At 66.1% G+C, this 20,356-nt stretch carries 14 protein-coding genes; 12 read left to right on the top strand and 2 right to left on the bottom strand.

Features of this window, described 5'->3' with window-relative positions; genetic code table 11:
* The 6 genes from ERC79_RS06465 (at position 1) to ERC79_RS06440 (ending at position 12,048) form a co-directional block, all read left to right on the top strand.
* Positions 1-1,239, top strand: a complete 1,239-nt coding sequence (locus tag ERC79_RS06465; protein ID WP_131576743.1) for an MCE family protein — start codon at positions 1-3, stop codon at positions 1,237-1,239.
* The gene (locus ERC79_RS06460) at positions 1,239-2,489 is read left to right on the top strand and encodes an MlaD family protein (protein WP_131576741.1); all 1,251 of its coding nucleotides are present in this window, start codon (positions 1,239-1,241) and stop codon (positions 2,487-2,489) included. The genes ERC79_RS06465 and ERC79_RS06460 overlap by 1 nt, the downstream gene beginning before the upstream one ends.
* A 40-nt stretch (positions 2,490-2,529) precedes the next feature.
* Positions 2,530-3,147, top strand: a complete 618-nt coding sequence (locus ERC79_RS06455) for a mammalian cell entry protein (RefSeq protein ID WP_131576739.1) — start codon at positions 2,530-2,532, stop codon at positions 3,145-3,147.
* A gap of 86 nt (positions 3,148-3,233) precedes the next feature.
* Entirely contained in the window at positions 3,234-4,058 is an 825-nt protein-coding gene (locus ERC79_RS06450) for a mammalian cell entry protein (RefSeq protein ID WP_131576737.1), read from the top strand.
* A 381-nt stretch (positions 4,059-4,439) separates the two neighbouring features.
* Entirely contained in the window at positions 4,440-7,946 is a 3,507-nt protein-coding gene (rpoB, locus tag ERC79_RS06445) for a DNA-directed RNA polymerase subunit beta (RefSeq protein ID WP_131576735.1), read from the top strand.
* 145 nt (positions 7,947-8,091) lie between these two features.
* The gene (locus ERC79_RS06440) at positions 8,092-12,048 is read left to right on the top strand and encodes a DNA-directed RNA polymerase subunit beta' (protein ID WP_131576733.1); all 3,957 of its coding nucleotides are present in this window, start codon (positions 8,092-8,094) and stop codon (positions 12,046-12,048) included.
* Positions 12,049-12,121: 73 nt separating this feature from the next.
* Here ERC79_RS06440 and ERC79_RS06435 read toward each other — a convergent pair whose 3' ends face one another.
* Entirely contained in the window at positions 12,122-12,886 is a 765-nt protein-coding gene (locus ERC79_RS06435; RefSeq protein ID WP_242676756.1) for an acyl-ACP thioesterase domain-containing protein, read from the bottom strand.
* A gap of 229 nt (positions 12,887-13,115) precedes the next feature.
* On the opposite strand from ERC79_RS06435, the gene ERC79_RS06430 reads away from it, so the two are divergent.
* The 5 genes from ERC79_RS06430 to ERC79_RS06410 all read left to right on the top strand — a co-directional run bounded on the left by ERC79_RS06430 (position 13,116) and on the right by ERC79_RS06410 (position 18,527).
* Entirely contained in the window at positions 13,116-14,810 is a 1,695-nt protein-coding gene (locus ERC79_RS06430; protein WP_131576731.1) for an FAD-dependent oxidoreductase, read from the top strand.
* A 96-nt stretch (positions 14,811-14,906) separates the two neighbouring features.
* The gene (locus ERC79_RS06425) at positions 14,907-15,872 is read left to right on the top strand and encodes an NADPH:quinone oxidoreductase family protein (RefSeq protein WP_131576729.1); all 966 of its coding nucleotides are present in this window, start codon (positions 14,907-14,909) and stop codon (positions 15,870-15,872) included.
* A gap of 149 nt (positions 15,873-16,021) precedes the next feature.
* Positions 16,022-16,492, top strand: a complete 471-nt coding sequence (locus ERC79_RS06420; protein WP_131576727.1) for a MarR family transcriptional regulator — start codon at positions 16,022-16,024, stop codon at positions 16,490-16,492.
* Positions 16,489-17,979 carry a DHA2 family efflux MFS transporter permease subunit gene (locus tag ERC79_RS06415; RefSeq protein ID WP_131576725.1) on the top strand — a complete coding sequence of 497 codons (1,491 nt, stop codon included), beginning with the start codon at positions 16,489-16,491 and terminating at the stop codon, positions 17,977-17,979. The genes ERC79_RS06420 and ERC79_RS06415 overlap by 4 nt, the downstream gene beginning before the upstream one ends.
* A 197-nt stretch (positions 17,980-18,176) precedes the next feature.
* The gene (locus ERC79_RS06410) at positions 18,177-18,527 is read left to right on the top strand and encodes a hypothetical protein (protein ID WP_131576723.1); all 351 of its coding nucleotides are present in this window, start codon (positions 18,177-18,179) and stop codon (positions 18,525-18,527) included.
* 29 nt (positions 18,528-18,556) lie between these two features.
* Here ERC79_RS06410 and ERC79_RS06405 read toward each other — a convergent pair whose 3' ends face one another.
* Complete coding sequence (locus tag ERC79_RS06405; protein ID WP_242676755.1) at positions 18,557-19,414, bottom strand: metalloregulator ArsR/SmtB family transcription factor; 858 nt, start codon at positions 19,412-19,414, stop codon at positions 18,557-18,559.
* A gap of 148 nt (positions 19,415-19,562) precedes the next feature.
* On the opposite strand from ERC79_RS06405, the gene ERC79_RS06400 reads away from it, so the two are divergent.
* Entirely contained in the window at positions 19,563-20,354 is a 792-nt protein-coding gene (locus ERC79_RS06400; protein WP_131576719.1) for a TIGR03084 family metal-binding protein, read from the top strand.
* The last annotated feature ends 2 nt before the right edge of the window (positions 20,355-20,356 follow it).

The raw sequence follows: 20,356 nt of genomic DNA, 5'->3' as shown, positions 1-20,356 counted from the left end.
ATGAGGGCCTGGGCTGTCGCAGCAGGCGCGTGTGTCGTTGCCCTGACGGCGACTGCATGCGGTTCCGGCGGTATCTATTCGATTCCGCTGCCCGGCGGCGCAGACATCGGTGACGACCCGATTCGCCTCAGGATCGAGTTCGAGGATGTTCTCGATCTGGTGCCGCAGTCGACGGTCAAGGTCGACGGTGTCGCGGTGGGTCGCGTGGAGAGTATCGGGGTGGCGCCCGACGGGTGGACCGCGCAGGTGGACACGGTGCTCAACCAGTCGGTGAGCCTGCCTGCGAACGCGATCGCAGAGGTTCAGCAGTCCAATCTGCTCGGTGAGAAGTTCATCGCGATCGCGGCACCTGCTCAGGATCCGTCCGCTGAACGCCTCGCGAGCGGCGACACGATTGGTATCGACCGGACGAGGCACGCCACGGATATCGAGCAGGTGCTGGGCGCGATGTCGCTGTTGCTCAACGGCGGTGGTGTCGCGCAGCTCCAGCCCATCGTCTCTGAGCTCGAGCAGGCGTTCGATGGTCGCGAGCTGAAGGTGCGCGGTCTGCTCGAGCAGGCGAATACGTTGATCGCCGGGCTCGAGGAACAGCGCGAGTCCATCACGCGTGCCCTCGACGGCCTCGATACCCTGAGTGGCCGGGTCGGCGACCAGACCGTGAAACTCGAGAAGATTCTCGATGAGCTGCCGCAGGGCGTGGAGATCCTCGCCGAGCAGCGTCCTCAGCTGATCGAGATGCTGCAGCAGGTCGATCGGCTCGGATCGGTGGGCGCCGACGTGATCAACCAGTCGAAGGACGACCTGATCACCGACCTGCGGGCGCTGCGGCCGACGCTGCAGCAGCTGGGGGAGGCGACCCCGGACATCATCACGTCGCTGCCACTGGTTCCGACCTTCCCGTTCCCGGACTCGGTCATCCCGTCGATCCACGGCGGTCAGGCCAACGTGTTCCTGTCGATCGATCTGCAGATCGGTGAAACGCTGTCCAACCTCGGCGTCGGTCAGGGCGATCCGGTTTATTACCCGCCGAAGTACGGCCCGCCGGTTCCCGTGAACCCGGACAATCCGTACTACAACGGCAACGGTCCGACGCCGGGCTGGCCCACGGTCTCGCTGCTGCCGATCCCGCCGATCGTGCCGAACCCGGTGCCGGCTCCCGGCGCCGCGGTGTCCGCCCCGTTGAACGCTCCTTCCAATCCGTTCGATGCGTTTCTGAAGCAGCTGGGGGTGGGTGAGTAATGGTCTCGCGTCTGGCCAAATGGCAGTTGGTGGCGTTCATCCTCGTCGCGGTACTGGGCGTCAGTTACGTCGGCGCCAAGTATGTCCGGCTCGACACACTCCTCGGCTTCGGCGAATACCAGGTCGACGCGCAGCTCGCCAATTCCGGCGGCATCTTCACCAACGCGGAGGTCACGTACCGCGGGGTTCCGGTCGGCCGTGTCGGTGATCTCATGCTGACGGACGACGGCGTGTCCGTCGCGCTGATGATCGACAATGGGGCGCCGCGGATCCCGGCATCGGCGAAGGCGGTCGTCGCGAACCGCTCGGCCATCGGCGAGCAGTATGTGGACCTGCAGCCGGACACCGACGAGGGCCCGTTCCTCACGGATGGCTCGGTGATCCTCGAGGAGAACACCTCCACGCCGATCCCGGTCGACCAGCTGATCGCCAGCGTCGACACGCTCGCGCGGTCGGTGCCCACCGATTCGCTGCGCACTGCGGTGGTCGAGCTGGGAAGGGCATTCGAGGGCAGGGGCGGCGACCTGCAGGTACTCGTCGATTCGATGGCACGGTTCACTGACGCCGCGAACGAGGCGCTGCCGGAGACTCTGGCATTCATCAGCGACGGCCGGACGGTCCTCGACACGCAGGCGGACCAGTCGGGGGCGATCCGCAACTTCAGCATCGGCCTCGAGCAGATCGCGGCCCAGCTCGAGTCGAGTGACCCCGACGTGCGCAGGCTCATCGGCACCGGGACGCAGGCGTCGGACACCGTCGGTACGGTGGTTGCGAACAGCGGCCAGGATCTCACGAACAACGTGAACAACCTGACGGCGACACTGGGCACGATCTCGCCCACATTCATCGCGTTGCGGCCGTTCCTCCAGTTCCTGCCCGCACTGTCGGCGGGTGCGTCCGCTGTGGCGCCGGGTGACGGCACGATCCATTTCGGCCTGGTCCTCGAGACCAACAATCCGGTGCCGTGCACTCAGGGCTACGAGGGGACGCAGCAGATCCTCGCGGAGATGCGTGCCCAGAATCCGAACTTCGACGACTCGGTCGACAACTTCCCGTTCAATGCGAACGCGCGATGCACTGTCCCGCAGGGAAATCCGACCGGTGTCCGCAGTGCCGAACGCATCGTCTATGCCGACCCGGCGATCCCGCAGCCGTGGGACAGCACGCCCAAGACCGACCCCGACAAGTTGAACCTCAACCCGATCGCGACCCAGCTCGCCACCGTCATGGGTGTCGTGCCGGCCCGGTAGCCTCGGGCAGGAACTTGTTACCGAAGAGTAAGGTTGCCGTGTGACGGAGACCACGAACAAGAACGACAACACGCTCGTCGCGGCAACCGTCGCGGTGAGTGTGCTCCTGGCTGCCGCACTCGTCGCGGCGGGGTGGTTCGGATACGGCTGGGCTCATGCGGCGTTGGTGGAGAAGCCTGCTGCGGATACGCGTGAGGCGGCCCTCGCCGACGCCCGTCAGGCCGCAATCAACCTCAACTCTTTCGACGCTGGCAACCTCGACGAGTCGTTCGCCGACATAGAGTCGTCCGTCACGGGCTCGCTCGTCGACGACCTGAATGCGACCCGCGCTCAGTTGGCGCAGCAGACCAAGGATACCGGCGCAGTCAGTCGGGCCGAGGTGCTCGGCGCAACCCTGACCTCGCTCAACATCGACGACGGCGCGGCCGACGCGCTCGTGGTGCTCGCCACCACGACGACATGGCCGAACCAATCGTCGAGCAAGGTGCGCGTCACGATGCGGATGACGATGGAAGAAGGCGAGAATGGCGTGTGGCGGGCCGCCACGGCCACGAATCTGGGTAGTCCGTCGGTGCTCGCGGAGACACCGGCCGCCGCGCCGGTCGCCCCGGGTGACGCGCCCGCGCCCGTGCCGCCGTCCGGCAGTGGCGGCCCGTAGTCCCCGATTGCCCGCCGACCATGCTGTAAGCCCCGGGGCGATGTCGCTCGTTTGCGGCATCGCTTCCCGCTGGAAGGAGTTCCTCAGTGCCTCCCATTCGCCGTAACGCCAGGCCCACAGCGACGCCCGCCCGGCGGCCCAAGATCGCCGGTGCTTCTGTTCGGGCTGGGTCGGGCGCGCAGTCGGGTCCGGGGCTCGCGACGGTCGATGACGACTCCGAGGTGCGAAGCGGGGTCTCGCTCGCGAAGGGGGGATCGGGCGAGGCTGAGGCCGCCGAGGCTGAGGCTCAGGTGGGTCCGGGCGAGGTCGAGATTGCCCCGCCGGTCCCGTCGGCTCCTCCCGCGCCGGTGGAGCCGGTCGAGCCCCAGGCGGTCGGTGAAGCCCAGGCGGTCGGCGAAGCCCCGTCGGCCGGCCGGAGCCGACTGAGCTGGTCGCTGGTGGCCATCCTCGGCGCGATTGCGGTGGTGCTGCTGGTGTTCGCGTCGGTGGTCGTGATCTGGAAGCCGTTTGCTCAGGTGAGCAACACTGCCTACGTCGACATTGCCGCCACCTCCGTGGTCACCGAGGCCACGACGACCGCGCTGACCACGTTGTATGCCTACAGCCCCGACTCGATCGACGAGTACCCCGCGAAGGCTCGCGGTGTGCTCACCGAGAACATGCGCGCGGAGTTCGACAAGACGGTCGATCCGACGGTGTCCGCGGTGAAGCAGTCCGGGACGAGCACGTCGGTCCAGCTGACCGACGTCGGGGTCAAGGTGCTCGACGGTGATCGCGCCGAACTGATCGTCAATCTCGTCGTCAGTGCCGAGAGCAACGGTGTTGCGCAGGACAGCGCGTCGGGCCCGCTGATTGTCCGGATGGAAAAAGTGGACGGCGTGTGGCTATTGTCTGACATTGCGGATCAGTAGATCCGCACGGCAGGGCGGTCAGCGCCTCCCTGCACGACGCGGTGTTTCGCGCACCCGGGCCTTTCGAGATCAAATCGCCGGGACAAGGCTTGACGCGGCGATGATCACGCGTCACTCTATCCGTGAACATTCGCGCGAAACCTCGCGCGCGGCACCCGCGACGGGTGTCCTTTCTGCTGCCCGGCTCGACATCGACTGAGTTTGGGTGTACTTTTGGACGTTGCGCTGGCTGCCTCCTGTCCACCTCTCGATCTCACTGCGGCGAAGTGATTTGCTTCCTGCTCCGGTGTCGGGGATTCGTTCGGGTTGTGACCAGCGAATTCGCCCCACAGAAGAAGCAGATACAGCGGCGGTCGCACCAGCAAGAGCGGCCCGCGTGAGGTGCTGGAAGGACGCATCTTGGCAGTCTCTAGCCAGACCAAGGCAGTTGCCGGAATCCCCGGAGCCCCGAAGAGGGTCTCGTTCGCGAAAATTCGCGAGCCCCTAGAAGTACCAGGGCTCCTCGATGTACAGACCGATTCGTTCGAATGGTTGATCGGCTCGCAGGGCTGGCGTGAGCGCGCAGCTGCGCGCGGCGACGGTGCGGTTACGGGTGGTCTCGAAGAAATCCTGGCCGAACTCTCGCCGATCGAGGATTTCTCGGGGTCCATGTCCCTGTCGTTCTCGGACCCGCGCTTCGACGAGGTCAAGGCCTCTGTCGACGAGTGCAAAGACAAGGACATGACGTACGCGGCGCCGCTGTTCGTCACCGCCGAGTTCATCAACAACAACACCGGTGAGATCAAGAGCCAGACGGTCTTCATGGGTGATTTCCCGATGATGACCGGTAAGGGCACGTTCATCATCAACGGCACCGAGCGTGTCGTCGTTTCGCAGCTGGTCCGCTCACCCGGTGTCTACTTCGACCACAATGTCGACAAGAGCACCGAGAAGGACCTGCACAGCGTCAAGGTCATCCCGGGTCGCGGTGCATGGCTCGAGTTCGACGTGGACAAGCGTGACACCGTCGGTGTCCGTATCGACCGCAAGCGCCGCCAGCCGGTCACCGTGCTGCTGAAGGCGCTGGGTTGGACCACCGAGCAGATCACCGAGCGTTTCGGGTTCTCCGAGATCCTCATGGCGACGCTCGAGAAGGACAACACCGCCGGCACCGACGAGGCGCTGCTCGACATCTACCGCAAGTTGCGTCCGGGCGAGCCGCCGACGAAGGAGAGCGCGCAGACCCTTCTGGAGAACCTGTTCTTCAAGGACAAGCGCTACGACCTCGCTCGCGTGGGCCGGTACAAGATCAACAAGAAGCTGGGCCTGAACATCGGCCTGCCGATCGAGGCGTCGACCCTCACCGAGGAAGACATCGTCGCGACGATCGAATACCTCGTGCGTCTGCACGGTGGCGACACCACGATGACCGCTCCCGGCGGCGTCGAGGTTCCCGTCGAGGTCGACGACATCGACCACTTCGGCAACCGTCGTCTGCGCACCGTGGGCGAGCTGATCCAGAACCAGATCCGCGTGGGCCTGTCCCGCATGGAGCGCGTCGTGCGTGAGCGGATGACGACTCAGGACGTCGAGGCGATCACGCCGCAGACCCTGATCAACATCCGTCCCGTCGTGGCCGCGATCAAGGAGTTCTTCGGAACCTCCCAGCTGTCGCAGTTCATGGACCAGAACAACCCGCTGTCGGGTCTGACCCACAAGCGTCGTCTGTCGGCGCTGGGTCCCGGCGGTCTGTCCCGTGAGCGCGCCGGCCTAGAGGTGCGAGACGTTCACCCATCGCACTACGGCCGTATGTGCCCGATCGAGACCCCTGAGGGTCCGAACATCGGTCTGATCGGTTCGCTTTCGGTGTACGCGCGGGTCAACCCGTTCGGCTTCATCGAGACCCCGTACCGCAAGGTCGTCGACGGCCAGGTCACCGACGATGTCGCGTACCTGACCGCGGACGAGGAGGACCGCCACGTCGTGGCGCAGGCCAACTCGCCCGTCAACTCCGCCGGTCACTTCACGGAGGACCGCGTCCTGGTCCGCCGTAAGGGTGGCGAGGTCGAGTACGTGTCCTCGCTGGACGTCGACTACATGGATGTCTCGCCGCGGCAGATGGTCTCCGTCGCGACCGCGATGATTCCGTTCCTCGAGCACGACGATGCCAACCGTGCCCTCATGGGCGCGAACATGCAGCGTCAGGCGGTGCCGCTGGTTCGCAGCGAGGCCCCGCTCGTCGGTACCGGCATGGAACTGCGTGCTGCTGTCGACGCCGGCGATGTGATCATCACCGAGAAGAGCGGTGTGGTCGAGGAGGTTTCGGCCGACTACATCACCGTCATGGCGGACGATGCGAGCCGCAAGACCTACCGGATGCGCAAGTTCGCGCGATCGAACCAGGGCACCTGCGCCAACCAGCGTCCGATCGTGGACGAGGGCCAGCGTGTGGAGGCCGGACAGGTCCTCGCCGACGGCCCCTGCACCGAGAACGGTGAGATGGCGCTGGGCAAGAACCTGCTCGTGGCGATCATGCCGTGGGAGGGTCACAACTACGAGGACGCGATCATCCTGTCGCAGCGCCTCGTGGAAGAGGACGTCCTGACCTCGATCCACATCGAGGAGCACGAGATCGATGCCCGCGACACCAAGCTCGGTGCCGAGGAGATCACTCGCGACATCCCGAACGTCTCCGACGAGGTCCTGGCGGATCTCGACGAGCGCGGCATCATCCGTATCGGTGCCGAGGTTCGTGACGGCGACGTGCTGGTCGGAAAGGTCACGCCGAAGGGCGAGACCGAGCTCACCCCGGAGGAGCGCCTGCTCCGCGCGATCTTCGGTGAGAAGGCCCGCGAGGTTCGCGACACGTCCCTGAAGGTGCCCCACGGTGAGACCGGCAAGGTCATCGGCATTCGCGTGTTCTCGCGCGATGACGACGACGATCTGCCCCCCGGTGTCAACGAGCTCGTCCGCGTCTACGTGGCCCAGAAGCGCAAGATCCAGGACGGCGACAAGCTCGCCGGCCGCCACGGTAACAAGGGCGTCATCGGCAAGATCCTCCCCCAGGAGGACATGCCGTTCCTGCCCGACGGCACCCCGGTCGACATCATCCTGAACACGCACGGTGTTCCGCGTCGAATGAACATCGGTCAGGTCCTCGAGACCCATCTCGGATGGATCGGAAAGACCGGCTGGAACGTGCAGATCGCCGGCGACGGCAGCCGCCCCGATTGGGCTGCGACCCTGCCGGAGGAGATGCTCTCGGCACCGGCCGACTCGAACATCGCCACCCCGGTGTTCGACGGCGCCAAGGAGGACGAGCTCACCGGTCTGCTCGGTGCAACCCTGCCGAACCGCGACGGCGTCCAGATGGTGGGCTCCGACGGAAAGGCCACGTTGTTCGACGGCCGTTCCGGCGAGCCGTTCCCGTTCCCGGTGTCGGTCGGCTACATGTACATCATCAAGCTGCATCACCTCGTCGACGACAAGATCCACGCGCGTTCGACGGGTCCGTACTCGATGATCACCCAGCAGCCGCTCGGCGGTAAGGCCCAGTTCGGTGGCCAGCGCTTCGGCGAGATGGAGTGCTGGGCGATGCAGGCGTACGGCGCCGCATACACCCTGCAGGAGCTCCTCACCATCAAGTCGGACGACGTTGTCGGCCGCGTGAAGGTGTACGAGGCCATCGTCAAGGGTGAGAACATCCCCGAGCCGGGCATTCCCGAGTCCTTCAAGGTGCTCCTCAAGGAGCTCCAGTCGCTGTGCTTGAACGTGGAGGTGCTGTCCTCGGACGGTGCTGCCATCGCGATGGCGGACGGCGACGACGAGGACCTCGAGCGTGCCGCCGCGAACCTGGGCATCAACCTGTCCCGGAACGAGGCCGCGACCGTGGACGATCTCGCGAACTAGTTTTCGGTCCCCGGGTCGTGGACCACGGCCTGTGACGCAGACCGTGGTCACGCGGCCCGGGGGCGCTAGAGCACATTTGAATTTGGCAGTCAGGAGAAGCGGCTTCACCCGCTGATCCACAATCCCTCTGGGGAAAGGAAGTTACGTGCTCGACGTCAACTTCTTCGATGAACTCCGCATCGGTCTGGCGACCGCGGAGGACATCCGCAAATGGTCCTACGGCGAGGTCAAGAAGCCGGAGACCATCAACTACCGCACGCTCAAGCCCGAGAAGGACGGCCTCTTCTGCGAGAAGATCTTCGGCCCCACCCGGGACTGGGAGTGCTACTGCGGTAAGTACAAGCGTGTCCGCTTCAAGGGCATCATCTGTGAGCGCTGCGGCGTCGAGGTGACCCGCGCAAAGGTGCGTCGTGAGCGCATGGGCCACATCGAGCTCGCCGCTCCGGTGACCCACATCTGGTACTTCAAGGGTGTGCCGAGCCGCCTCGGTTACCTGCTCGACCTGGCTCCGAAGGATCTCGAGAAGATCATCTACTTCGCTGCCTACGTCATCGTCGGTGTCGACGACGAGCTGCGTCACAATGAGCTCTCGACGCTCGAGGCCGAGATGGAGGTCGAGAAGAAGGCCGTCGCAGATCAGCGCGACGCCGACCTCGAGGCCCGTGCGCAGAAGCTCGAGGCCGACATCGCCGAGCTCGAGGCCGAGGGTGCCAAGTCCGACGTCCGCCGCAAGGTGAAGGACGGCGGCGAGCGCGAAATGCGTCAGCTCCGTGATCGGTCCCAGCGTGAGCTGGACCGGCTCGACGAGATCTGGACCACCTTCGTCAAGCTGGCTCCCAAGCAGCTGATCGTCGACGAGGGCCTGTATCGCGAGCTGGTCGACCGCTACGGCGAGTACTTCACCGGCGCGATGGGCGCGGAGTCCATCCAGAAGCTGATGGAGAATTTCGACATCGCGGCTGAGGCCGAGTCCCTGCGCGAGACCATCCGCAGCGGCAAGGGCCAGAAGAAGCTCCGCGCGCTCAAGCGTCTCAAGGTCGTGGCCGCGTTCCAGTCCACCGGCAACTCGCCGATGGGCATGGTGCTCGACGCCGTGCCGGTGATCCCGCCGGAGCTGCGTCCGATGGTTCAGCTCGACGGTGGCCGCTTCGCCACGTCCGACCTGAACGATCTGTACCGACGCGTGATCAACCGCAACAACCGCCTCAAGCGACTGATCGATCTCGGCGCTCCCGAGATCATCGTCAACAACGAGAAGCGGATGCTGCAGGAGTCCGTGGACGCACTGTTCGACAACGGCCGTCGCGGTCGGCCGGTCACGGGTCCGGGCAACCGCCCGCTGAAGTCGCTGTCGGATCTGCTCAAGGGCAAGCAGGGTCGCTTCCGTCAGAACCTGCTCGGCAAGCGCGTGGACTACTCCGGTCGTTCCGTGATCGTGGTCGGTCCGCAGCTCAAGCTGCACCAGTGTGGTCTGCCCAAGCTGATGGCGCTCGAGCTGTTCAAGCCGTTCGTCATGAAGCGTCTGGTCGACCTCAACCACGCGCAGAACATCAAGTCCGCGAAGCGCATGGTCGAGCGCCAGCGCCCGCAGGTGTGGGATGTCCTCGAAGAGGTCATCAATGAGCACCCCGTGCTGCTGAACCGTGCGCCTACGCTGCACCGTCTCGGTATCCAGGCGTTCGAGCCCCAGCTCGTCGAGGGCAAGGCCATCCAGCTGCACCCGCTCGTGTGTGAGGCATTCAACGCCGACTTCGACGGCGACCAGATGGCCGTGCACCTGCCGCTGTCGGCGGAGGCGCAGGCCGAGGCTCGCATCCTGATGCTGTCCTCGAACAACATCCTGTCGCCCGCGTCGGGTCGTCCGCTCGCCATGCCGCGTCTGGACATGGTGACCGGGCTGTACCACCTCTCCCGCGAGGTCGAGGGTGCGATCGGCGAGTACCAGCCGGCCACCGCCGATCAGCCGGAACGGGGCGTGTACTCGACGCCGGCCGAGGCTCAGATGGCCGTCGATCGGGGTGTGCTGTCCGTGCAGGCGAAGATCAAGGTACGCCTGACGCATCAGCGTCCGTCGCGCGAGATCGAGGCGGAGCTGTTCCCCGAGGGCTGGAACTACGGCGACGGCTGGATCACCGAGACGACTCTCGGCCGCGTCATGTTCAACGAGCTGCTTCCCCCGGACTACCCGTTCGTCAACGAGCAGATGCCGAAGAAGCGTCAGGCGACGATCATCAACGATCTCGCCGAGCGTTACCCGATGATCGTGGTCGCACAGACCGTCGACAAGCTCAAGGACACCGGCTTCTACTGGGCCACCCGTTCGGGCGTGACGGTCTCGATCTCCGACGTGCTCGTGCCGCCGGAGAAGACCCAGATCATGGAGGCGTTCGAGGCGCAGGCCGACCAGATCGAGAAGAAGTACCAGCGCGGTGCTCTCAACCACACCGAGCGCAACAGCGCCCTGGTGAAGATCTGGTCCGAGGCCACCGACGAGGTCGGTAAGGCCATGGAGGCCCACTTCCCCGACGACAACCCGATCCCGATGATCGTGAAGTCCGGCGCCGCCGGAAACATGACTCAGGTTCGCTCGCTCGCCGGTATGAAGGGTCTGGTGACGAACCCGAAGGGTGAGTTCATCCCGCGTCCGATCAAGTCTTCCTTCAAGGAAGGCCTGACCGTTCTCGAGTACTTCATCAATACGCACGGTGCGCGTAAGGGTCTGGCCGATACCGCGCTCCGCACCGCCGACTCGGGTTACCTGACCCGTCGTCTGGTGGACGTCTCGCAGGACGTCATCGTCCGTGAGGTCGACTGTGGCACCGAGCGCGGCATCGTCACCACGATCGCCGAGAAGCAGGCCGACGGCACGATGATCCGGGATGCGCACGTCGAGACTTCGACGTACGCGCGCACCCTGGCGTCCGACGCGGTCGACGCGAACGGCAACGTCGTCGTCGAGCGTGGTCACGACCTGGGCGACCCGGCGATCGACGCGCTGCTCGAGGCCGGCGTCACGCAGGTCAAGGTCCGTTCGGTGCTTACCTGCACCACCGGCACCGGCGTCTGCGCCACCTGCTACGGCCGCTCGATGGCCACCGGCAAGCTGGTCGACATCGGTGAGGCCGTCGGTATCGTCGCCGCGCAGTCCATCGGTGAGCCCGGTACCCAGCTGACCATGCGTACCTTCCACCAGGGTGGTGTCGCCGGAGACGACATCACCGGTGGTCTGCCGCGTGTTCAGGAGCTGTTCGAGGCCCGCGTCCCGAAGGGCAAGGCGCCGATTGCGGACGTCTCCGGACGGGTGCAGCTCGAGGACGGCGACCGGTTCTACAAGATCACCATCGTCCCGGACGATGGCGGCGAAGAGGTTGTCTACGACAAGCTCTCGAAGCGGCAGCGTCTGCGCGTGTTCAAGCACGACGACGGCACCGAGCGCCTGCTGGCGGACGGTGACCACGTCGACGTCGGTCAGCAGCTCATGGAAGGTGCCGCCGACCCGCACGAGGTGCTGCGCGTCATGGGCCCGCGCCAGGTGCAGATTCACCTGGTCAACGAGGTTCAGGAGGTGTACCGGAGCCAGGGTGTGTCGATCCACGACAAGCACATCGAGGTCATCGTGCGCCAGATGCTGCGCCGCGTGACGATCATCGATTCGGGTTCGACGGAGTTCCTGCCCGGCTCGCTCACCGAGCGTGCCGAGTTCGAGGCCGCGAACCGCCGCGTCGTCGCCGAGGGAGGTGAGCCCGCGGCCGGACGTCCGGTGCTGATGGGTATCACCAAGGCATCGCTGGCGACCGACTCGTGGCTGTCGGCCGCGTCGTTCCAGGAGACCACTCGCGTGCTGACCGATGCGGCGATCAACTGCCGTTCGGACAAGCTGATCGGTCTCAAGGAGAACGTGATCATCGGCAAGCTGATCCCGGCCGGCACCGGCATCAACCGGTACCGGAACATCCAGGTTCAGCCCACCGAGGAAGCACGGGCCGCGGCTTATGCTGTGCCGTCCTACGACGACCAGTACTACAGCCCGGAGGGCTTCGGCACCGGCACCGGTGCCGCGGTCCCGTTGGACGACTACGGTTTCAGCAACGATTACCGTTAGCCTGAGCTGACACGTTGGTCCCGTCCCCTTTCCGGGGGCGGGACCTTCGTGCGTTTCGGGGCGGGTTTTCCGGCTACAGCCTCTGCACCCGCGCCGCTGCACGGACGGCGCCGTCGACGAGGAACCACAGCGACAGCGCGGGTCCGTCGTCGAGGGCCCGCAGCACCACGTTGTCGCTCGCGAAGATCGGGCTCAGATGCTCGACGATCGCCCGGTGCGGAGTTTCCAGTAGGTCCGGCCGGTCCGCGAGGACTTCCTCGACCGCGTGCCAATAGGCCGCGTTGTTCACGTGGTTGAACGGGTCGATGTCCGTGACCCGCAGGGGAAAGGCGCGGTCGTCGGGTGAGCGCGGCGGCGTGGACGGCAGCCAGGGCCTCCATCTGAGCCGGTGCTCTTCGGTGGTGCGGCCCAGATCGTCGAGTAGTCCGTCGCTGATCCGCGCGGGCATTCCGCTGTGGGTGCCGATGTTGATCCAGAATCCCTCGGTCTCGATGAGGGCGTCCTCGTCGTCGGTCAGCTGTACCCGCATCGACGACCAGCGTGTCGAGTGGGCCGAGCACCAGCGGCGAAGATGTACCCGATTGGGCCACGTCGGGGCACGGTGCACGTCTATCACCGTCCGCCGCACGATCCACAGCGGATCGGTCCGATCGAAGCCGAAGGCCGCCAGGTTGTCGGTGCCGATGTCCAGGAGGTAGCGCGCGACGCCGTCGAGTCGCAGGCGATATGCGGTGTCGACGTCTCCAGTCCGGATCGGTCGGGAGGTCTCGAAGCACCGGACGTCGGCTGGCGGTGCGGCGAGAACCTGGTCTGCGGTGACGATCTGATCGGATGCCACGTGTCGTCCCTCGATTCGGCGGTGTGTCGACCGATTCTGACATCCGATCTGGCCTGCGGCGCCCCGAAACACCCGGAATTCGGGCGTCGATGCTTGTCTCGTCTCCGGTCCCCAAGTACAGTCCTGTACCTATAACTGTAACTCTACGTCACATGAATGCCGTCACATCGGTGACGGCCACGGGACATGCATCACCTCCGGTGTGGCGTGTGAAGAACGGGAACAGATCATGACCTACGTCATCACTCAGGCCTGCTGCAACGATGCCAGTTGTGTTTCTTCTTGCCCGGTGAACTGCATCCACCCGACACCGGAGGAAGCGGAGTTCGCGACCACCGAGATGTTGTATATCGAGCCGCAGGCCTGCATCGACTGCGGTGCATGTGTCGATGTCTGCCCGGTCGGCGCGATCTTCCCGGAGGATCAGCTGACGGAGTCGCTCGAGCGCTACCGCGAGATCAATGCCGACTACTACGCCCGCCGTCCGCTGCAGCCGGGTTGGGCTCCGCTCTCACCGGGAATCCCGCCCGTCCGCGATCTCGGGACGCTGCGTGTTGCGATCGTCGGCGCCGGTCCGGCGGCCTGCTATGCCGCCGAGGAGCTGCTCAAACGCTCGGATGTCGAGGTGGAGATGTTCGAGAAGCTACCCACGCCGTGGGGGCTGGTCCGTGCTGGCGTCGCGCCGGATCATCCGGGCACGAAGGTTGTCACCGACATGTTCGAGTGGTCGCTGCGGCGGGACGCGTTTCGGTTCCACCTCAATGTCGAGGTCGGTGAGCATCTCAGCCACGATGAGCTGCTGGCGCACCATCATGCGGTGATCTACGCGGTGGGCGCGCCGTGTGATCGCAGTCTCGGCCTTCCCGGGGAGGAGCTGCCGGGAAGTCACGCCGCCACCGAGTTCGTCGCCTGGTACAACGGCCACCCCGACTACGCCGATCGCATGTTCGACCTGTCCGGGGAGCGTGCGGTCATTGTCGGTAACGGCAACGTCGCGCTCGACATCGCTCGCATCCTGACGATGGATCCCGAGACGCTCGCGAGGACTGACATCGCCGATCACGCGCTCGCCGCGCTGCGCAAGAGCAACATTCGAGAGGTTGTGTTGCTGGGCCGTCGTGGCCCGGCGCAGGCGGCGTACACCAGTCCCGAATTCCTCGCGCTGGGCGACCTCGATGGTGTGGACGTAGTCATCGACCCCGCAGAGGTGGAACTCGACCCCGTGAGCCGAGCACTGCTCGACACCGACGAGGCCGGGACCGCAGTCTCGATGAAGGTCGTACTGGCACAAGAGTTCTCGCAGCGGACTGCGAGACCGGGCAACCGGAGGATCGTGCTGCGCTACCTGGTGTCGCCGACCGAGGTCCTCGGCGCGGAGCGGGTGGACGGCGTGACGATCGTCCGGAACGAACTGGTGGAGTCGGCCTCCGGCGTGCTGACAGCGCGTCCGACCGGCCGCACCGAGCGGCTCGATGCCGCCCTCGTGGTCCGTTCTATCGGCTACCGCGGCAAGCCGCTGCCGGGGATCCCGTTCGACGACCGTCGCGGGGTGATCCCCAACGATCGTGGCCGCGTGGTCGACGTCGCGGGCGAACCGGTCGCGGGGGTGTACGTCACCGGCTGGATCAAGCGCGGCCCGAGCGGCGTCATCGGTACGAACAAGACCTGTGCCAAGGAGACGGTGGCGCGGTTGACGGAGGATTTCGAGGCGCGGCGCCTGCCGGCTGCCTCCGGGAGTCGCAAGGAGCTGTCCAAGCTGCTCTCGCGCCGGCAGCCCGACCGCATCTCGTGGCGCGGCTGGGCGGCGATCGACGAGGTCGAGCGAAGCCGGGGCGTCGAGTCGGGCCGGCCGCGAGTGAAGATGACCGATGCCGGGGACATGGTCGAGGTGGGGCGCAAGCGCCGGGGGCTGTTCGGGAACTGACGGGCGCGGGGCAGTGGTGGCGGGTAACTTCGGTGCACGGGGTTTCGTCCCCGGGGCGCGGGGCGCCGGTCCCCGGTCCGGACGAAGGGTGGAAGCGTGCGCGCAGCGGTGGTGACGGATCTGACGGGTCCTTCGGCGATGGTGCTCCAGGACGTGCCGGAGCCGGACGCATCCGGCATGGTGCTGATCGACGTCAAGGCCAGCGGGGTGTGCTTCCCGGACCTGCTGATCAGCTACGGCAAGTACCAGCTCCGCCCCGAGCCGCCATTCGTGCCGGGCACGGAGGTCGCCGGTGTGGTGGTCAGTGCGCCCGAGGGCAGCGGCTTCGAGCCGGGGCAGCGGGTCCTCGCGGTGTCGAGTCTCGGTGGCTACGCCGAACGGGTCGCCGTCCATCCGCAGCTGGTGCTGCCGGTTCCCGAGGAGTTGGGGTTCGACGAAGCCGCGTCGCTGATCATCAACTACCAGACGATGGAGTTCGCGCTCGGCCGCCGCGCCCGGTTGCGGCAGGGTGAGACCGTTGTCGTTCTCGGCGCGGCGGGCGGTGTCGGCACGTCGGCGATCCAGCTCGCGAAGGCACACGGCGCCAGGGTGATTGCGGTCGTGCGTCGAGAGGGCACGGAGGACTTCCTGCGCGAACTCGGCGCGGACGAGGTACTGAGCCTCACGGAGGGCTGGGCCGGCCGGGTGCGCGAGCTCACCGGTGACCGCGGTGCCGACGTGGTGGTGGATCCGGTCGGCGGCGACGCGTTCGACGACGCGGTCCGCGCGCTCGCCCCCGAGGGGCGTTTGCTGGTGATCGGTTTCGCGGGCGGGGGAATCCCGTCGGTCAAGGTCAATCGGGTGCTGTTCCGCAACATCAGCATCGTGGGTGCCGCATGGGGGGAGTTCCTGCGCGCCGAGCCGAGCGCGCTCGCCGAGGTCCACGAGGCATTGGTGGCGCACGTGCGGGCGGGTCTGCGTCCGCTGGTGAAGGCGCGGTACCGGCTCGAGGAAGCGGCGGTGGCCCTCGCGGACCTCGAGGATGGTCGGGTGCTCGGAAAGGCCGTGCTCGTCCAGGATTGAGTGTGTTCTTCATCACGCGCTCGCCGGGGCGCGGAAACTCCGTTGCCGCAGGTAGGGAGTTTGTGTTCTGGTAGGCAGGCGGTCGAATCGCCGTACCGCTCGGATTATTTGCGTTCTTGCAATAGTTGCGCGAACGCTACTGTTGCGCCGTGGCTGAAGTGACTCCGGACGAGCTCTACATTGCAATCGAGGAATTCCTCGTGCGTCTTGTTGGCATGGGGGAATCCGAGTCGATGGACACCCTCCTCGCAATGGACCTGTCGTTCTCGCAGGTTCGCACGCTGTTCCTGCTCCTGCAGCTCGGCGAGCCTGTGGCGATCAACGAGGTCGCCGAGCGGCTGGGGCTTTCGGTGGCGGCGGCTGGTCGCAGCATCGACCACTTGGTATGCCAGAAGCTGGTTCTGCGCCGTGAAGATCCGGTCGACCGTCGGATCAAGCGGGTCTCGTTGTCGGAGGCGGGACGTAGTCTCGCTTCCCGGCATGTCGAGGACAAACGAGACGAGCTCCGAGCGTTCGCCGGGCGGCTCCCCGAAGGGGACCGTTCGCGACTGTTCGATGCCATTCAACCCATACTCGCGGGCGACGCCCTGCGGGCTCGCAGTCAGGAATTTTGCAGATGACGACGACCGAACCCGGAACCGGGGCCTCGGACAAACTAGACGGAGCGGTTCTCAAGATCGCATCCGTGGTGGTGCTCGGCGCCATCATGTCCATTCTCGACGTCACCGTGGTCAGCGTCGCGCTGCCCACATTTGCGGAGACGTTCGATACGACCTACGCGGTGGTCGCCTGGACCATGACCGCGTACACGCTGGCGCTGGCCACCGTCATCCCGGTCACGGGATGGGCAGCGGACAGGTTCGGCACAAAACGCCTGTACATGTCCGCGCTGGTGCTGTTCGTCATCGGCTCGGTCGCGTGTGCGTTCGCGTGGGACATCTCGTCGCTGATCGGCTTCCGCGTCCTGCAGGGCCTCGGTGGCGGTATGCTCATGCCGCTCGGTATGACGATCATGACCCGAGCAGCTGGGCCCGAGCGCGTCGGCCGCGTCATGGCGGTGCTCGGTATCCCGATGCTGCTCGGCCCGATCGGCGGCCCCATCCTCGGCGGCTGGTTGATCGACGCCGCCAGCTGGCACTGGATCTTCCTCATCAACCTGCCGGTGGGCATCGTCGCTCTCGTGGCGGCGTTCAAGCTTCTGCCGAAGGACCAGCCGAGCCCGGCTCAGTCGTTCGATCTCGTCGGCATGATCCTGCTCTCGCCGGGTCTGGCACTGTTCCTGTACGGCGTCTCGTCGATTCCCGAGCACGGTAAGGGACTCTCGCCTGATGTTCTGGTCCCAGTCGGTATCGGTCTCGCACTCATCATCGGCTTCGTCTTCCATGCGCTGCGCAAGAACGACCCCCTGATCGATCTGCGCCTGTTCAAGAATCGTCAGCTGACTATCGCCGTCCTCACCACGACGGTGTTCATCGTTGCGTTCATGGGCGCCGGTCTACTGTTCCCGAGCTACTTCATCCAGGTGCGCGGTGAGTCCGCGCTGACGGCCGGTCTGTTGCTCGCACCGCAGGGAATCGGCGCCATGATCACGATGCCGATCGCCGGCCGGCTGGTCGACAAGCTCGGACCCGGCAAGATCGTCCTCACCGGTCTGCCCCTCATCGCGCTGGGCATGTTCACGTTCACGCAGTTGACCGCGACGTCGTCGTACCCGCTCCTGCTCGGCTCGCTGTTCGTGATGGGCATGGGTATGGGTTGCACCATGATGCCGTTGATGACTGCCGCGATGGTGACGCTCAAGCACGAGATGATTGCCCGCGGCTCGACCCTGATGAACATCGTGCAGCAGACGGCGGGCTCGATCGGAACCGCGACGATGTCGGTCGTTCTCACTAGTCAGATGACGTCTCGCGGGCTCGACAAGGAGGCTGCGCCGCCCACCGATCCGAGCGGCGTTGCGCAGATGCTGAACGCGTCCGCCGAGTCCTTCGGTGGCACCTTCATGGTGGCGTTCGTCCTCGTTCTCGCCACGCTGATCCCCGCGTTCTTCCTGCCGCGTCGTCGTACCGTGCCGACCACTCAGGAAGTGCCGGTGATGATGCACTGAGCGCCCTCTCGATCCGGACCGCGAACCCCCGAGCGATTCTTCGCTCGGGGGTTCGTTTCGTTCGGTACGGGTGTGATGCCGGGCTTTCCGTGCGGAAAATAGCGGCCCGCCGGTCAGGCACCGGCGCGTCGGAAGCGAACGTGTCGGGGTGCGGGCCTATGGTCGCGTGGAAGCCTCGATCAGGGAAGGGGCGCATCATGGCTCGAGAGCCTGGCGTCGCGCACAACCCGGGCAACACCTCGCACTGGCACTACTACGCGGTTGTCGGAACCACCGTCGCCGGCGGTCATACCCTCGCCGAGTTCGGGCCACATTCCACCGCTGTGGCGGCACTGCAGATTGCCGTCCCCTCGGTGAACCACACGGCGTTCTCGCTCTTCGAGCAGGGCGTCGCGGGAAACATGTTGGCCGAGCCGGTTCTGGTGGAACGCCTTCCGATCACCGATTTCACGATCGAACGGCACCATCCGACTACGCAGGAGCCGGACCGGCAGTGGTCGCTCACGGGCGGGCGGCGGCGTGTGGCGGCGATCGACCTCACGGCCTGAGCGTCAGCGCTGTCACGACGTCAGCGCTGTCACGACTCGGCTCGGCGGACACGCTCGAGCAGGATGACGTCGAGCCAGTCGTCGCCGTGTCGCGCCATTGCTTCCCGGACTCCCACCGTCCGGAAGCCCGCTCGGTGCAGCAGTCTCAGCGCGGTCCGGTTCCCGGCGAGCACCGAGGTCTGGAGGGTTCGTAGCGTCGATGCGTCGGCGGCGGTGACCTGTTTCTCCAGCAGCGCTGTCGCGATTCCCCGCCCCCGCATACGGTTCTCGACGAACACCGTCGATTCCGCGACGTGCCGATAGCACCCTCGCGATGAGACGGGCGCCAGGGCTGCCCAGCCGACCACCACCCCATCCACCTCGGCGACCCAGCGGTGGCCGGGCAGCCAGCGCGCGTCGAGTTCGCGACGATCGACGGCGAGAGGGGCCAGAGTGGCGTTCGTGTGGTCGGCATCTCTCGGAATCCGGAGGACCGACTCCCAGTCGGCCTCGCCGAGCGCGCACACGCGCACATCCGACGGGTCGATGTCGCGGTGCGTTCCGCGGGTAGGGGTGGTGAGCGCGCCGATGACCACGTCGACAGGGTGAGGTAGTCGACCGGAACCGCCGCGGGCAATCGTGATGACGGTCGAGGTTCCGTCGCGGCGCAGCGCGACGATGCCCGCGTCGGCGAGCTTCCGGAGGTGGTGCGAGCACGTCGGCTGGCCGATGCCGAGAGCGCGGGCGAGCGGTCCGACGGTCACCGGTCCTGTGGCTTTGGCGAGCAGATGCAGCAGGCGGATCCGCGTCGGGTCGGAAAGGCATGCGAACAACGCGGCATAGGAGTCCGCATCGGGGAGCAGCGCATCCGCCGAGGTGAGTGTGCCGTGTGAGGGTGCCGGAATCACCGCGACACTGTATCGACCATTGATCGACCGATATCGATCGAGTGCTTCATCGACTTGCATCGATCATTGCCTGAACAAATAACAAGCAGCCGTGCTTGATTTTTTGGGATTGCGATGTGATGCTGATCTCGAGACCAGAGGAGGGCATGTGGCGGACGTGAAGAAGATCGTCGAGGACCTGCGTGCGGAGGGCGACCAGCTCGACGCGCTCGTGGCGGACCTGACCGACAGGGAGTGGGCGACTCCGACACCGGCGGTGGGCTGGACCGTCGCGCACCAGATCGGCCACCTGATGTGGACCGATCGCGCGTCCTTGCTTGCGGTCACCGACGGGGAAGGCTTCGCCGCACAGCTAGCCGAGGCATGGAAGAACCCGCTCGGTTTCGTCGACGAGGGTGCGGAGGCGGAGGCACTGCGACCGCCGGCGGAACTGTTGGCGGACTGGCGCGCCGGACGTGAGCAGCTGGCGGCTGTGCTCGAGTCGTTGCCGTCCGGGACGAAGATCCCGTGGTACGGCCCGCCCATGGGTGCCGCATCGATGGCGACTGCGCGCCTGATGGAGACCTGGGCCCACGGGCGTGACGTCGCCGACGCTCTGGGGGTCGCCACGCAACCGACCGATAGGCTGAAGCACATCGCGCGCCTCGGGGTTCGGACGCGGGACTTCGCCTACAGCGTCAACCAGCTCACGCCGCCCTCCGTGGAGTTCCGGGTGGAGCTCACCGCGCCCGACGGCACAGTGTGGGAGTGGGGGCCGCCCGACGCGCCGCAACGGGTAACCGGACCAGCCGAGGACTTCTGCCTGCTCGTCACGCAGCGCACGCACCGTGACGACACCGCCCTGCGCGCCACGGGCGCCGACGCCGAGGCGTGGCTCGGGATTGCGCAGGCGTTCGCCGGTCCCTCCGGCACAGGTCGTGACGCGAAGGCGGCCCAGTGAAC

Origin of the sequence: Rhodococcus sp. ABRD24 (assembly GCF_004328705.1) — a bacterium.
GTDB lineage: Bacteria > Actinomycetota > Actinomycetes > Mycobacteriales > Mycobacteriaceae > Prescottella.
The sequence above is the reverse complement of the archived record's forward strand: the minus strand, read 5'-3'. Positions and strand labels throughout refer to the sequence as shown.